General features: G+C 38.9%; 10 protein-coding genes. All 10 read left to right on the forward strand.

Annotated features, from left to right (window positions below):
• The first annotated feature begins 2 nt into the window (after positions 1–2).
• The 10 genes from M0D58_RS01390 to M0D58_RS01435 all read left to right on the forward strand — a co-directional run bounded on the left by M0D58_RS01390 (position 3) and on the right by M0D58_RS01435 (position 17102).
• Positions 3–2723: a T9SS type A sorting domain-containing protein gene (locus M0D58_RS01390; protein WP_248392968.1), complete on the forward strand. Its 2721-nt coding sequence runs from the start codon at positions 3–5 to the stop codon at positions 2721–2723.
• 303 nt (positions 2724–3026) lie between these two features.
• Positions 3027–3596 carry a Crp/Fnr family transcriptional regulator gene (locus M0D58_RS01395; protein ID WP_248392970.1) on the forward strand — a complete coding sequence of 190 codons (570 nt, stop codon included), beginning with the start codon at positions 3027–3029 and terminating at the stop codon, positions 3594–3596.
• A gap of 82 nt (positions 3597–3678) precedes the next feature.
• Complete coding sequence (locus M0D58_RS01400) at positions 3679–4653, forward strand: aldo/keto reductase (RefSeq protein ID WP_248392971.1); 975 nt, start codon at positions 3679–3681, stop codon at positions 4651–4653.
• Positions 4654–4882: 229 nt separating this feature from the next.
• Positions 4883–7510, forward strand: a complete 2628-nt coding sequence (locus M0D58_RS01405; protein WP_248392972.1) for a glycoside hydrolase family 3 C-terminal domain-containing protein — start codon at positions 4883–4885, stop codon at positions 7508–7510.
• A 206-nt stretch (positions 7511–7716) separates the two neighbouring features.
• Entirely contained in the window at positions 7717–9699 is a 1983-nt protein-coding gene (locus M0D58_RS01410; protein WP_248392973.1) for an alpha-L-arabinofuranosidase C-terminal domain-containing protein, read from the forward strand.
• Positions 9700–9918: 219 nt separating this feature from the next.
• A complete protein-coding gene (locus M0D58_RS01415; RefSeq protein ID WP_248392974.1) occupies positions 9919–11616 on the forward strand; it encodes a ribulokinase in 1698 nt (565 codons plus the stop codon).
• A 223-nt stretch (positions 11617–11839) separates the two neighbouring features.
• Complete coding sequence (locus M0D58_RS01420) at positions 11840–12538, forward strand: L-ribulose-5-phosphate 4-epimerase (protein ID WP_248395004.1); 699 nt, start codon at positions 11840–11842, stop codon at positions 12536–12538.
• A gap of 154 nt (positions 12539–12692) precedes the next feature.
• Positions 12693–14189 carry an L-arabinose isomerase gene (araA, locus tag M0D58_RS01425; RefSeq protein WP_248392976.1) on the forward strand — a complete coding sequence of 499 codons (1497 nt, stop codon included), beginning with the start codon at positions 12693–12695 and terminating at the stop codon, positions 14187–14189.
• A gap of 21 nt (positions 14190–14210) precedes the next feature.
• Positions 14211–15371: an aldose epimerase family protein gene (locus tag M0D58_RS01430; protein WP_248392978.1), complete on the forward strand. Its 1161-nt coding sequence runs from the start codon at positions 14211–14213 to the stop codon at positions 15369–15371.
• A 3-nt stretch (positions 15372–15374) separates the two neighbouring features.
• Positions 15375–17102 (forward strand): sodium:solute symporter family transporter, encoded by a 1728-nt coding sequence (locus M0D58_RS01435; protein ID WP_248392980.1) that lies wholly within the window; start codon positions 15375–15377, stop codon positions 17100–17102.
• Positions 17103–17147: the final 45 nt, after the last annotated feature.

Here is a 17147-nt window from a genome sequence, read left to right on the forward strand (position 1 = left end):
TTATGAAAAAACTAGTCAGCCTTTTTACTATTCATGCGCTGTGCCTGCTTTTTAGCAGCTTGTGTTACGGACAGCTTACCACTGTTAAGATCGATAAAAATATTACCTACCAGAATATAAAAGGTTTTGGTGGGTTTGTCTGCAGCCCTCAGTTTGCGTATAATCATATGTCAACATCTGAAATTCAGACACTTTGGGGATCGGGAAGTACAGCGGGATATAACATTATGCGATTATATATTCCTGAAGACAGCAATAACTGGAGTGTGGTATTACCTACTGCACAGCTTGCAAAATCAATGGGTTTAACCATTTTCGCAAGTCCGTGGACGATGCCCGCAGCATGGAAAACCAACAATCACGTAAATGCAGTGTATACCGATGCAAACGGCGTACAACAAATTGGTTATTTAAAACCGGAAAACTATCAGGATTATGCTTTATATCTCAATAGTTTCGTAACTTATCTTCAGTCTAACGGTGTGGATCTGGACTATATTTCCATTCAGAATGAACCTGATGAAATGGCACAATACCAGGGATGCATCTGGACTCCTACGCAAATTGCGACTTTCGTAAAAGATTACGGTCATCTCATCAACTGTAAGGTGATTGCTCCGGAAAGTGTAGGTTTTACTGATAATTTTGCCAACGCTATGCTGAATACCGCTACAATGGCTAATTTTGAAGTGTACGGTGGACATCAGTACGGATTGATGCAGTCTGCTTACAAGCAATTTCAGAATTCTAATAAAGAAATATGGCAGACGGAATATCTCATCAACTGGAATTCAGGAAGTCAGACGCCGCGCGATTTTAACTGGAATCTGGATGCTTTCAACTTCGCTTCAAGTATCAATAATTCGATGTTGGGGAATATCAATGCCTGGATTCATTACGCTTCCAAAAGATATTACGGACTGATGGGAGACGGTACCAACGGAACTGCGGCAGGAGTAATAACAAAAAGAGGATATATTCTTTCTCACTTTGCCAAATATGCAACAGGAAAAACGCGTATTGCAGCAACCTGGGGAGACAGTACGGGTGCGCTTCAGGGATCTTCCTACATTTCTTCAGACGGGAATCAGGTGGTTTTAATGGTCATTAATCCTTCATCAAACACTTATAATCTTAAAGTGGATCTGCCTTTTTATACGACTTCAGGAACAAAAATATTAACGAATTCTTCGTCTGATATGCTTACAACTCCGGTTTCATTCAGTACACAGACTTTCCGGCCGGGAGTGGAAATAACACCGTCCAGCGTAATGACTTTCGTTTTTAACAAAAGCGCCGACAGGCCTGTTTCTTCAATGACAGGAGGAAATATTCGTTACAACAAAATAGAAACGCAGACAGCAACAAATTCAGCTTTCGGAACAGCATTTAACATCAGCAACACAACCGTTACTTTCTCCAATCCAAGCCCTTTGTTCAGTAACAATATGACCGCTTCCAATGGTTATCTTCAGCTGAATGACCGGTTTAATAAACTGATATTGCATGTTAACAGTTATACAACGGCAGGGCAGAGCTATTCGGATAATACGACTTTATACTATATTAACAGTCAGGGAATGGCCAAATCCTATAATTATGGAAGAATTAATTTTCCTTCGGGCGGAAACTTTGATATCACTTTAGATATTTCAAGACAGGTTCTTACGGACGGATGCAAAGGCATTTTAGGACTTAGAAATTCAAACTACAGTTCTGTACTTACGCTGAATTTGGGAGATGTTTATTTTAATGTGGGAAATGAAATTGCATCAAAGTTTAACGGCACGTATTCGGACAGCGACAGCAATATGATGGATGCGCTGGAAAACGGATATTACACATCTTTGGATTTCAGAACAGTTTCAGGAATCACCGCCACCAACTGGCAGCCTTTAAGCGTTAATTCAAACAATATATTTTATGTGAATTCAAATGTAAATTCTACCGCTAACAATGTCATTTCGGGGACAAATTGTTCAAACCTTGTTCTCTCAGATTCAGGAAAAGATTTTCAGGTACCATTTAATTTCACAGCAGGAGCAGCTTCCTACAGCAGGGTATTTAATGGTTATGATGTACTGTTGCTGCCTTTCGAAGCCAATATTCCTTCCGGAGTGAATGTATATCTGATGTCACCCGGAACAACGGCTATTTCCTGCACTCCGGTTTCTAACGGAGTTATTCCGGCCAATACTCCGGTGCTTGTAAACGCTACAGGAAACGTTACATTTACCGGTACGGGAAATGTCTCTACCCCGAAAGCAATCACTGTCAGCCAGATGAATGGTGTTTATCATACAATTAAAGTTCCTGCCAATGCTTATGTTTTAAAAACAGAAAACGGAGTAACAGGATTTTATAAAGTTGCAGCAGGCAGCGAACCGATGATTAATCCTTTCAGAGCTTACGTGAGTGAAGAAAATACATATGCAGCCAATATTCTTCCGTTAAATTTCTCAGTGCTTTCGGCAAAAGAGACAGAATTAAATCAGTCTAAAATATATCCTAATCCTGCAAAAACGGAAATTTTTATAGAACTGAAATCCAGTAATTCGACGGCTTCTATTTATGACTCAAAAGGAAGTTTGATCAGATCAGGTCTGAAAATGACTTCAGGTAAAAACAGGATTGATGTTTCAGCACTTACTTCAGGAGTTTATTTTATTGAATTATCTGATGAAAACAATAAGGTCTTAACGCATAAATTTATAAGGCAGTAAGCTCTGTATCAATTAATTTTATCCCATAGGCTGTCTCATTTCTGAAACAGCCTATTGCTTTAAAGGTGAAAACATACGTTACAAATCCGCATGATCGGGATATTCAGATAATGACATATGTATTTCTTCTTTTTTTCATCAGTAAAAAGAGGCGGGAAAAGATTAAGTGCAATTTATAATAATAGGTCGCTGCAAAAAAGTTCAATAGATTTTTTATTTAAAATTCGATTGATTAGCAATCTTAAGTCCTAATTTTTGTCAAATGGCAAATAACCGCCAGTTAACAATTTGTAATTTTATAAAATGGAAAAATTTATTGATTATATCCTGCAATTTGATAATCTGAACAATCAACAGCTGGATTTTATAAAAAGTAAAGCCCGTGAAATCGAACTCCACAAAGATGAGTTTTTCTGGGAAGCCGGAAAAACAGTTAAACAGATTGGGTTCCTTACAGATGGTATCATTAGGGTTTTTTATTACAACAATAAAGGCGAAGAAATTACGCGATATTTCATTGACGAAAAACATTTGATTTTGTCAGGAAATACAATTGACGAAATTTATATGCCTTCAGAATATTTATCGGCCATTACAGACTGCAAGCTGGTTGTTTTTTCAAGACAGGACTGGAAAGAAATCTCCCAGACAATAATAAATTGGGATCATATTATTCAGAAAATAATTACCAAACATCACAGTGAGAAAATCGTTCGGAGAAGTGAACTGGTCTCACAGGATGGAACTGAACGCTATCTTGATTTTATTCAGAAATTTCCAACCTTGGTCAACCGTGTTCCTTTATCATACATCGCTTCTTATCTTGGGATTACCCAGTCTTCATTGAGCAGAATAAGAAAAAATATCCGTTAAAGTCACTTTTTTGCCAAATGACAAATCCATTCATTTTTCTTTGAACCAACTTTGATGTGTTAAATTTTTAAATCAAAAAATAATGAATACACGAAAATTAGGCAAGAGCGGATTAGAAGTCTCAGAATTGGGTTTTGGCTGTATGGGATTAAGTTTCCCAAATGCACCGGCAAAGGATGAAAGCATACAACTGATTCGTTCGGCAGTTGAAAACGGAATCACTTTTTTCGACACGGCTCAGGGTTACGGCGAAAACGAGATTTTAGTTGGCGAAGCACTCAAACCGTTAAGAAATGAAGTTGTCATTGCAACAAAGTTTGGTTTTAAAGATGGTAATGTGAAATTCGGTTTAGACAGTCGTCCGGAAACCATAAAAGCAGTTGCAGAAGCTTCTTTGAAAAGATTGAGAACCGATGTCATTGATTTGTTTTATCAGCATAGACCCGATCCTGATGTTCCGATTGAAGACGTTGCAGGAACCGTAAAAGATTTGATACAGCAGGGAAAAGTAAAACATTTCGGATTGTCGGAAGCCAATGCAGAAACCATTCGTAAAGCAAATTCTGTTCTGTGCGTCACGGCTTTGCAAAGCGAGTATTCGATGTTTTATCGTGAACCTGAAAAAGAAATCATTCCTGTATTGGAAGAGTTAGGAATTGGTTTTGTCCCTTTCAGCCCTTTAGGCAAAGGCTTTCTGACGGGAACAATCAACGCTGATGTTGAATTAGCTAAAGAGGATACCCGAAATATGCTGCCACGTTTCAGTAGAGAAAACAGAGAAGCCAATCAAGCTTTGGTGGATTTGGTTGTATCGATTGCGACAGGCAAAAACGCAACACCTGCACAAATTGCATTAAGTTGGTTGCTTGCTCAAAAATCTTTTATTGTCCCAATTCCGGGAACATCAAAATTACATCGCTTACAGGAGAATATTAGTGCAATAGGCATCTCACTTTCAAAAGAAGAATTGAAAGAAATAAATTCTGCTTTGGCAACTATTAAAATTGTGGGCGAAAGATATCCTGCATATATGCGGGATTCTGCAGAAAGGAAATAGAAGATTTTGAATTTTATCGAAATTACATTTGTAATAAATTAAAAACCCATCGATTCTGTTGGGTTTCTTTGTTTATGTATGCTGATGGCGATGAAATGAATTAATTTCAATAAATTAAGTGTGAATATTACATTTATTTAAAATAGAATCTTATATTTGTTTTTCTTATCAAATTATTAATGATAATCTAAATGGGTTATGATTTAACAAAAAGAATTAAAAAAATTCCATGAAAAAGATTCTGTTAAATATATCAATCTTCATCTGCGCTGTCTCATCTGCACAGAATATCAAATATCCTTTTCAAAACCCCAAACTTCCGGTCGATCAGAGAATCGAAAATCTTCTCGGATTATTAACGGTGGACGAAAAAATCGGGATGATGATGGACAATTCCAAAGCAGTTCCCAGATTGGATATCCCCGGTTACGGCTGGTGGAATGAAGCACTTCACGGTGTTGCAAGAGCGGGAACGGCTACCGTTTTTCCACAGGCAATAGGAATGGCAGCAACCTGGGATGTTCCGGAACATCTCAAAACTTTTGAAATGATTTCCGATGAAGCCCGTGCCAAATACAATAAATCTTTTGACGAATCCCAGAAAACAGGCCGTTACGAAGGTCTTACTTTCTGGACGCCGAATATCAACATTTTCCGTGACCCGAGATGGGGAAGAGGCCAGGAAACCTATGGTGAAGATCCGTATCTGACTTCCGTTTTAGGCGTTGCTGCGGTAAAAGGCTTACAGGGAAATGATCCGAAATATTTCAAAACCCACGCCTGCGCCAAACACTTCGCAGTTCACAGTGGCCCGGAATGGAACCGACATTCTTACAACGCCGAAGTTTCCAAACGAGATTTGTACGAAACCTATCTTCCGGCTTTCAAAGCATTGGTGTTGGAAGGAAACGTAAGGGAAGTAATGTGCGCTTACAATGCATTCGACGGGCAGCCTTGTTGTGCCAACAATACTTTATTAACTGAAATTCTTCGTGGAAAATGGAACTACGATGGAATGGTCGTTTCAGATTGCTGGGCGTTGGCAGATTTCTATCAGAAACAATACCACGGAACACATCCTGACGAAAAAAGTACCGCCGCAGATGCCTTGAAACATTCGACAGATTTGGAGTGTGGTGACACGTATAATAATTTAAATAAATCTTTAGCAAGCGGATTAATCACCGAAAAAGATCTCGATATTTCAATGAGAAGAATTCTGAAAGGCTGGTTTGAGTTGGGAATGCTCGATCCTAAATCTTCCGTTCACTGGAACTCAATTCCATATTCTGTTGTGGATTCTGAAGAACATAAAAAGCAGGCTCTAAAAATGGCACAAAAATCAATTGTGCTGATGAAAAATGAGAATAATGTTTTGCCTTTAAATAAAAGAATCAAAAAAATCGCCGTTGTCGGTCCAAATGCTGATGACGGACTGATGCAGCTGGGAAATTACAACGGAACACCTTCTTCAATTGTTACTATTTTGGATGGAATTAAAGCCAAATTTCCAAATGCTGAAATCATTTATGAAAAGGGAACCGAAGTGGCCGATCCATCGTCCAGAGCTTCGCTTTACCAAAACTTTTTAAGTCAGAAAAAAGGCGAAAAAGGAATGAAAGTAGCGTTTTTCAACAATAATGAATTCAAGGGAGAACCTGCAAATATTTCAGTTAATAAAGCAGGAATCAACTACAACAGTTTCGGCGGAACCCAGCTTGCCCCGAATGTCGGAAGGGAAAATACTTCGGCGATTATTTCCGGTATTTTCAAAAGTCCTTACACTGGTGATGTTATTCTTTCACCTTCAACATCTGATGTTTACACACTTTTCGTTGACGGAAAAGAAATCGCAATCAGAAAAGGTCCCGATGCCAGACATCCTTCAGAATTTCCCGTGAAAATGGAAAAAGGCAAAGAATATCAGATTGAACTTCGTCACACCCAGAAAGGAAAATATGTGAGCATCACTTTCGATGTTTACAGAAAAGACCCTGTGAATTTTACTTCAGTTAGGGAAAAAGTGAAAGATGCAGATGTTATCGTTTTCGCAGGCGGACTTTCTCCAAGTCTGGAAGGCGAAGAAATGATGGTGAATGCAGAAGGTTTCAAAGGTGGTGATAAAACTTCCATTGATCTTCCGAAAGTTCAGCGTGAATTGCTCGCTGAATTAAGAAAAACCGGAAAACCTGTCGTTTTCGTGCTTTGTACGGGAAGTTCATTAGGATTAGAACAGGATGAAAAAAATTATGATGCTTTATTGAATGCATGGTATGGCGGACAATCCAGCGGAACTGCGGTTGCAGATGTTTTGGCGGGCGATTACAATCCGTCCGGAAAATTGCCAATCACATTCTACAAAAATCTGGAACAGCTCGACAATAATTTGTCTAAAACCAGCAAACATCAGGGCTTTGAGAATTACGATATGCAGGGAAGAACCTATCGTTATATGACTGAAAAACCGTTGTACGCTTTCGGACACGGGCTGAGCTATTCAAAATTTAATTATGGTGATGCTAAATTGAGCAAAAATACCATCAATACGAATGAAAATTTAAACATTACAATTCCTGTTAAGAATATTTCTAAGGTAGATGGAGAAGAAGTGATTGAAGTGTACGTGAAAAGGAATAATGATGCTTCAGCTCCTGTAAAGACTTTGAGAGCTTTCGAAAGAATCTTGATTAAAGCTGGTGAAACCAAGAATGTTCAGCTTACTATTTCTCAGGATTCATTTAAATTTTATGATGAAAAGGTAGATGATTTGGCTCCAAAAGCAGGCAACTACACCATTTTTTATGGCGGAACTTCTGATGAATCCGGATTGAAAAGTCTTCAGTTAAAAGTAAATTAAAATTTAGATGTCCAAAACTAATTTAACCACAAAAGAGATAAAAGATATATTGAAATGATTTTAATATTTAAAAGTAAGCAAACGATAAATCAAAGATTTTAAACTTATGAGTTCTTTTTTGAAGCTAAAATATTAAACTTAAAAATCTAATGAGTGAAAATCTTTTGTGCCTTTTGTGGTTAAAAAAACAGTCCAAAAACCAATCAATGAAAACAAAATCCAAAATATTCGCCACCGCATTTTCTTTAAGCGTCGCCCTCTTTTCAGCGCAAAATGGAAATGTAAAAAAGCATTTCCTTGATTTAGACGGGGCTTCCACTAATATCAAAATCCAGCCAACGATGTACGGAATCTTCTTTGAAGACATCAACTTTGCGGCAGATGGTGGCTTGTATGCGGAATTAATCAAAAATCGCAGTTTTGAATTCGACGAACCGTTGACAGGCTGGAAACAGCCCAACACAAAGACATTGTCTCCTAATTTAGATTCCGGCTTTCTGACGATAATCACCGATAAATCTAAAACCAATAAAAACTACGCAAGAATCACGGTTTGGAATGATAAAAATTATTCGCTTGAGAACGAGGGGTTCAGGGGAATTGGTTTGCATCAGGGTGAGAAATACGATTTAAGCTTTAATCTCGAAAACTTTTCAGGAAATATTTCTGCCATTAATACAAGTCTGATTGATGAAAACGAAACGGTGATTTCTTCAGTTTCTACCATCATAAAAGGTGGAGGCTGGCAAAAATATAATGCTGTTTTCACACCTTCCAAAACTGTTGAAAAAGCAAAGCTTCATATCACTTTTACCGGGAAAGGCATCGTGAATATGGATATGATTTCACTGTTTCCGGAAGACACCTGGAAGGGTAGAAAAGGCGGGATGAGAAAAGATTTAGTTCAGAAATTATATGATTTGCAGCCGGGATTTTTACGTTTTCCGGGTGGATGTATTGTGGAAGGCAGGACGTTGGCGGAACGCTATCAGTGGAAAAAAACGATTGGCAAAGTAGAAGACCGCGAAAATCTCATCAACAAATGGAACAATGGATTTGCGCACCGCCTAACGCCGGACTACTGGCAGTCTTTCGGGCTTGGATTTTTTGAATATTTCCAATTGGCGGAGGATTTAGGCGCAGAACCGCTTCCTATTTTAAGTTGCGGAATGGCGTGCCAATTCAATACGGCCGAACTCGTAAAAATGGAAGATTTAGATCCATATGTTCAGGATGCTTTGGATTTGATTGAATTTGCAAACGGTGATTCCAATACGAAATGGGGGAAAATTCGTGCTGAAATGGGACATCCGAAACCTTTTAACATGAAATTCATTGGCGTTGGAAATGAGCAGTGGGGGGCAGATTATATCGAACGTTATAAAGTTTTTGAAAAAGCCATTCACACAAAATATCCAGATATTAAAATCATTTCCGGAAGCGGACCGTCACCTGACGGAGAATTTTTCGATTATGGCTGGAAAGAGCTTAAAAAACTCAATGCTCAGATCGTTGACGAACATTACTATAATTCCCCGGAATGGTTTATGGAAAATGCCGGAAGATATGATAAATACGACCGTTCAGGACCCAAAGTTTTCGCCGGTGAATATGCAGCTCAATCCGTTGGTGTTGTAAAACCTGATAACAAAAACAATTGGTTAACCGCACTTTCGGAAGCCGCTTTTATGACCGGACTGGAGCGCAACGCAGATGTTGTGACAATGACTTCCTACGCACCGCTTTTTGCCCACGCAGAAGGATGGCAGTGGACGCCGGATTTAATCTGGTTTAATAATTTAAAATCTTACGCAACTCCGAATTATTACGTTCAGAAATTATTTTCAAATAATAAAGGAACTGATTTAATTAAAATATCCGAAAACGGAAAGTCATTGAAAGGGGAGAATAATCTCTATGCATCGGCAGTTCGTGATCTTAAAAAAGGAGAAACAATCATTAAAATAGTCAATTCAAATCCAAAGGAAACTTCGCTTGAAATTAACCCAAAAAACATTAAAATAGGCAGTCAACTCACCAAAATTGTACTGACTTCTACAGGACTTTCCGATGAAAATAATTTCCAGTCAGAAACCATTACACCAAAAGAAGAAACGGAGACCATTAAAAAAGGAAAAATTTCTGTTGAAATTCCGGCAAATTCTTTGGTAATTTTGAAAATGAAATAGCTGAAAAATACCGTGAATAAAGGAAAATTTAAAATTAAGTGTAAATACTACATTTATTTAAAATAGAATCTTATATTTGTTTTATCTCTTAAACAGAAAACTGAAGAATTCTTTAAGGTAAATTAAAACTTAATGAAAAATCTTTGCATAATGTAATCCATTGCATCTGTTATTTTAAAAAGAGCTAAAACAAATAATCAAATAAATCACTTTCGTTTAATGAAAAAATACGTTATCGGCTTAGACTACGGAACAGACTCTGTTCGGGCCGTTTTGATTGATACGGAAAATGGGGCAGAATTAGCGACTTCCGTAAGCTATTACAAAAGATGGAAAGAAGGAAAATTCTGTAAGCCGGAAAAAAATCAATTTCGTCAGCATCCGCTCGACCATATCGAAGGATTGGAAAAAACCATTTCAACTGTCGTAAAAGAAAGTGGCGTTGCGCCTGAAAATATCGTCAGCATTTGTATTGATACGACAGGTTCGTCACCGCTTCCTGTGAATAAAGAAGGAATTGCATTATCCCTTTTACCTGAGTTTTCAGAAAATCCCAATGCAATGATGGTGCTGTGGAAAGATCATACTTCAATTAATGAAGCTGAAGAAATCAATCATCTGGCTAGAAACTGGGGTGGCGAAGATTACACAAAATTCGAAGGCGGGATCTATTCTTCTGAATGGTTTTGGGCGAAAATCCTTCACATCAACAGAGAAAATGAAGCGGTGAAAAATGCAGCCTACAGCTGGATGGAACATTGCGATTACCTTACGTTTTTGCTTTCCGATAACCAAGATTTAGCAACTTTTAAAAGAAGCCGTTGTGCAGCCGGTCACAAAGCTATGTGGCACGAATCGTGGGACGGATTGCCTTCCAAAGAATTTCTCGGTCAGCTGGATCCTTCGCTGGCAGAACTTCGTGACAGATTATATGATAAAACCTACACTTCTAATGAAATTGCAGGAAATCTTAATAAAGATTGGGCAACAAAATTGGGCTTAACAACCAACACGGTAATTGCTGTCGGAACTTTCGACGCGCATTCCGGAGCGGTTGGTGCAAAAGTCGAGGAGAATACGCTGATTAGAATTATGGGAACATCAACCTGCGATATTATGGTGGCTCCCAACGAACTTATCGGCGATAAAACCGTTAAAGGGATTTGCGGACAGGTCGATGGTTCAGTGATTCCCGGATTGATGGGATTGGAAGCGGGACAATCTGCATTTGGCGATGTTCTGGCTTGGTACAAAGATATTCTCACTTGGCCGACTCACAATATTCTGATGAATTCCAATGTGATTGATGAAAACCAAAAACAATTGCTGAAAGAAGAAATAGAAAATAATATTATCCGTAATCTCACCTTGGAAGCGGAAAAAATTCCACTTTCAGAAGTTGTTCCGGTGGCCTTGGACTGGATCAACGGACGAAGAACTCCCGATGCCAATCAGGAACTGAAAATGGCGATCAGCAATCTTTCGTTGGGAACAAAAGCACCTCATATTTTCAAAGCATTGGTAAATGCCATTTGTTTTGGAGCTAAGAAAATCGTCGATCGGTTTGAGGATGAAGGCGTTAAAATCAATAAAGTAATAGGAATTGGAGGTGTTGCCAGAAAATCACCGTTCATTATGCAGACGTTGGCTAATGTCCTGAATATGCCGATTGTAGTGGCAGCTTCAGACCAAGCCCCGGCTTTAGGTGCAGCCATTTATGCAGCCGTTGCGGCAGGAATTTATCCGACTGTCCAGGAAGCAAGTCAGAAAATGGGATCCGATTTCGAAGCAGAGTATTTCCCCCAAACAGAAAAGGTAGAAAAATATGCAGAATTTATGAAGCAATATCAGATCCTGGCAGATTTTACCGAAAATAATATTAAATCAAAGAAAAAGTTGACGGTTGATAGTTTATAGCAATTTTAAAGCTAATAACCATCAACCAAAAAACTAACAACTAAAATAATTATGGGAGCTTAATCCGTCTGTAGTTTATCCTTGTCAAAGGACTCCGCTTTTTTGTTCTGCCCAAGCAGGCGCGATTGATTCGTAGGAGAGAACCCGAAGGGTTCAATATAAATAGCCGTAGGTGAAACCTATGAATTTAAAAGACAGATTTTCCAACAAATATGTAAATAAAATGAGCATCTATAAAGAATTAAAAAGAGAATGTTATGAAGCCAATATGCAGCTCGATGCATTGAAGCTGGTCGTTTATACGTTCGGAAATGTAAGCGCGGTTGACCGTGATAAAGGGATTTTTGCCATCAAACCGAGCGGTGTTCCTTACGAATCACTGAAACCGGAAGATATCGTAATTTTGGATTATGATGCCAATGTTGTTGAAGGAAATCTAAGACCGTCTTCCGATACCAAAACCCACGCTTACTTGTATAAAAACTGGGAAGACATTGGTGGAATATCGCATACACACGCTGTTTATTCCGTAGCTTGGGCACAGGCACAATTAGACATCCCGATTTTTGGGACGACCCACGCAGACCATCTGACAACAGATATTCCTTGTGCGCCGCCAATGCGGGATGATTTAATCGAAGGCAATTATGAATACAATACCGGAATTCAGATTCTCGATTGTTTTAAAGAAAAAAACTTGTCTTATGAAGAAGTCGAAATGGTGCTCATCGGAAACCACGGACCGTTCACTTGGGGCAAAAATGCGGAAAAAGCAGTCTACAACAGCAAAGTCCTGGAAACCATCGCGGAAATGGCTTATCTCACAAGACAAATAAACCCAAATGCGCCTCGCTTGAAAGATTCATTAATCAAAAAACATTACGAACGGAAACACGGCAAAAACGCCTATTACGGCCAGTAGTTGGCGGCTGGCAATTGGCTTTTAGCTTATGGCTATCGTCTTTGTCTTAAAAAACGAACCCGAAGGGTTCAACATTAATAGCCGTAGGTAAAACCTATGGAAAAACGAAAAAATAAAAATTAATTATCAATTATAAATCATCATTTATAAAAATATGTTAACACCTCTCAATACGAAAGAAATCTGGTTCATCACCGGAAGCCAGCATTTATATGGTCCTGAAACATTAGCGCAGGTTGCAGAGCATTCAGCGAAAATCGTGGAAGCGTTCAATGCTTCGTCCCAGATTCCTGTAAAAGTTGTTTTAAAGCCAACTGTAAAAACAACCGAAGAAATTTTCGAAACACTTACTGCTGCTAATTTTGCAAAGGAATGTATCGGAATTGTAACTTGGATGCACACGTTTTCACCTGCAAAAATGTGGATTCGCGGACTAACCGCTTTAAAAAAACCGATGTTGCATCTTCATACGCAGTTCAACCAGGATATTCCGTGGTCTACGATGGATATGGACTTTATGAACCTGAATCAGGCTGCTCACGGCGATAGGGAATTCGGATTTATGGTGAGCCGTCTTCGCAAAAACAGAAAAGTCGTTGTAGGACATTGGGCTGAAGAAAGAGTTCAGAAACAAATCGGAGAATGGAGTAGAGTTGCGGCTGGTTGGGACGACTGGCAAGGTGCAAAATTCGCCCGTTTTGGTGACAACATGAGATTTGTAGCCGTTACGGATGGTGACAAAGTGGAAGCAGAAACTAAATTCGGATTTTCGGTTAATACTTGGGGAATCGGGGATTTGGTAAGCGTTGTTAATTCGATTGGTGATGGTGAAATCAGAACATTAATTGAAGAATATGAGGCTTCATACAAAATGGCAGAATCTCTTCTTTCCGGAGGTTCAAACAGAAAATCTCTGGAAGTTGCCGCAAGAATTGAATTAGGTTTAGAAAAATTTCTGAAAGACGGAAATTTCAAAGGTTTCTCTGATACTTTCGAAGACCTTCACGGCTTGGAGCAACTCCCTGGAATTGCCGTTCAGAGATTAATGGAAAAAGGATATGGATTTGCCGGTGAAGGCGACTGGAAAACCGCTGCGTTAGTTCGTGCAATGAAAACAATGGGCCAAGGTCTTGAAGGTGGAAATGCTTTTATGGAAGATTATACCTATCATTTAAATCCATCAAATCCTTCCGTTTTAGGCTCTCACATGCTGGAAGTAGATCCGGTTTTGGCGGTTGACAAACCTTCTTGTGAAATTCATCCATTGGGAATTGGCGGAAAAGCAGATCCTGTCCGTTTGGTATTTAATTCAAGAGGAAATATTGATTCTTTAAATGCTGCACTGATGGATTTTGGAAATCATTTCAGATTATTAATCAACAAAACAAAAGCGTTGGAAATCACCGAAGAATTGCCAAAACTTCCCGTTGCAAGAGTGCTTTGGAAACCACTTCCTGACTTGTACACTGCAGCTGAAGCCTGGATATTGGCAGGTGGCGCGCATCATACTTGCTACAGCGAAAATATCAGTGCGGAGCAACTGGAAGATTTCGCTGAGATTGCAGGTATTGAATCGCTGGTGATTGATGAAAACACAAAAATCCGTGATTTCAAGAATACACTTCGCTGGAATGAAATATATTATCGTTAAACTTGCAAAATATTCAGAAAAATGAAAAAAACAGGTAGGAACCTGATAATTCTTTTTGCCGTTTTATGTATTTTCGGCTGTAATAAAAAGGAAAATCAATCAAAAACTCATTCAAAATCCATGGAAAACATACAGGTTTCAGATTACGGAGTAACTTCAAAAGGGGATTCCATTAAAAAATATACACTTACCAATAAAAACGGAATGAAGGTGGAAGTCATCAATTTCGGTGGAATTATCACTTCACTTACCGCTCCCGATAAAAACGGAAAGTATGAAGATGTTGTACTAGGATTTACCAGGTCTGAAGATTATTTTAATGGAAATCCATATTATTTCGGAGCTTTAATTGGCCGTTATGGAAACAGAATTGCCAACGCCCATTTTACTCTGGAAGGAAAAGATTTTAATATCGATAAAAATGACGGACCGAACAGCCTTCACGGCGGGAAAGAAGGATTCCACACCAAATTCTGGAATATTGAGCCTGTAAAAGATGCTAAATTTCCAACATTGAAGCTGACTTATACGAGTGCAGATGGAGAGGAAGGCTTTCCTGGAAAATTAACAACAACGGTTCTTTATACGCTAACAGACGATAACGCTCTGGAAATTTCTTACGAAGCTGAAACAGATAAACCAACAATCGTAAATCTTACACAGCATTCCTATTTTAATCTTTCCGGGAATTTCTCAAAAACAATTCTTGACCACGAATTGCAGATTAATGGAGATAAATTCACACCGGTGAATGAAACATTGATTCCCACAGGTGAACAAAAATCAGTAAAAGGAACTCCATTTGATTTCACGGTTTCAAAACCAATCGGGAAAGATATCAATTCTGATGACGATCAGTTGAAAAAAGGAAAGGGCTACGATCATAACTGGATTCTTAACGGAAGCGGATTAAGAAGCATTGCCAAAGTTTATCATCCGGAATCCGGAAGAGTAATGGAGGTTTTGACCGATGAGCCAGGAGTTCAGTTTTATTCCGGGAATTTCCTTGATGGAAAGTTTGATACGAAAACCGGTGGTAAAAATGAATTGAGAACAGGGTTTTGCCTGGAAACACAGCATTTTCCTGATTCACCAAATCAGCCAGGTTTCCCTTCTACAGAGTTAAAGCCGGGACAAAAATACCAGTCGAAAACAATTTATAAATTCTCAGTTAAAAAATAAAATATGGGAAATTTAGCAACTCTTGATATTATAATATTTCTAATCTATTTTGTTGTGGTTGCAGGCTACGGAATCTGGATTTACAAAAAGAAAAAATCTGCAGCAACAGGCAGTAAAGATTATTTCCTGGCGGAAGGTTCATTGACTTGGTGGGCAATCGGAGCGAGTTTAATTGCCTCAAATATTTCTGCGGAACAGTTCATCGGAATGTCCGGTGAAGGATTTTTTGTAGGAATTGCTGTTGCAGCTTACGAATGGATTGCTGCAATTGCCCTAATTATTATTGCCGTGTGGTTTATTCCGATTTATCTTAAAAATAAGATCTACACAATGCCACAGTTCCTCGAAACCCGTTACAACAAATCGGTTTCGTTGATTATGGCGGTATTCTGGCTGTTTTTGTATGTCATTGTAAACCTTACCTCCATTCTTTATCTTGGGGCTCTGGCCATTGATACACTGCTTGGCGGAGGAAGTTTGCATATCATCATGATCGGATTGCTTTTAATGGCTTTACTGATCGGACTTGGCGGGATGAAGGTAATCGGTTACACAGATGTAATTCAGGTAGCCGTTTTAATCATCGGAGGTTTTGCTACGGTGTATATGGCTTTGCAAATTGTTGACCAGAGAATCAACGGCGCGGCGGTAGGAAATGCACTAGCAGGTTTCAACACCCTGATTAATGAAGCACCGCAGCATTTTAAACTTATTCTTGAAAAACCGAAAGCGACTACCACAACGTTGGCTATGCCTGAAAACCTCAATGTTCAGAAATATGTTGTTTTACCAGGATTGGCAATGTATTTTGCAGGACAATGGATTGTAAATTTAAATTATTGGGGGTGCAATCAATACATCACACAAAGAGCTTTAGGAGCTGATCTGAAAACAGCAAGAACCGGGATTTTATTCGCGGGATTCCTGAAATTATTTATGCCGATTATCGTAATGCTTCCTGGAATTGCAGCTTATGTTCTGTATACGAAAGGGCATCTGCCTGGCTTCAATGGAGTGAAAGACGGTGCTTATTCTGCTATTTTAGGATTCTTGCCGGTGGGTCTGAAAGGTCTTGCCGTAGCCGCTCTTACTGCAGCAATTGTAGCGTCGCTGGCTGGAAAAGTGAACAGTATTTCAACGATCTTTACGTTGGATATTTATAAAAAATACCTGAAAGCAGATGCTACGGAAATTGAGATGGTGAGAACCGGAAGATGGGCGATCATTATTGCGATGTTCCTGGCATTGGCGTTTACATGGACCGATGTTTTAGGTATTGGCGGAGAAGGTGGGTTTACCTTCATTCAGAAGTATACAGGATTTATCAGTCCCGGAGTTTTTGCCATGTTCCTTTTAGGAATGTTCTGGAAAAGAACAACGGGAACGGCGGCTTTAGTTGGGGTAATCTTAGGATTTGTTCTGGCGATTTTCTTCAACAGTTTTGCAGTGGATATTTTCGGCAAGGAAACATGGCTGTATACCGCTTTCACCTATGAAAAGTTAGAAGGAGGAGTTGTTCACACCATTACGGAAATTCCGTTTCTGATCAACATGGGATGGTCGTTTGTAATTACCATTGCTGTAATGATTCTTATAAGTCTTGCCGGCCCGAAAGTGAATCCGAAAGCTTTTGTTATCGATGCCTCCATGTTCAAGGTAGACAACAGAACGCTGGTTCTGATTGTGGTAACATTACTTTTGCTGACCGCGCTTTATGTAAGGTTTTGGTAAATTTAAATATTTGAAAATAAGCAGGATATCAGTCTTTGATATCCT

Source organism: Chryseobacterium nepalense, from assembly GCF_023195755.1.
Lineage (GTDB): Bacteria > Bacteroidota > Bacteroidia > Flavobacteriales > Weeksellaceae > Chryseobacterium > Chryseobacterium nepalense.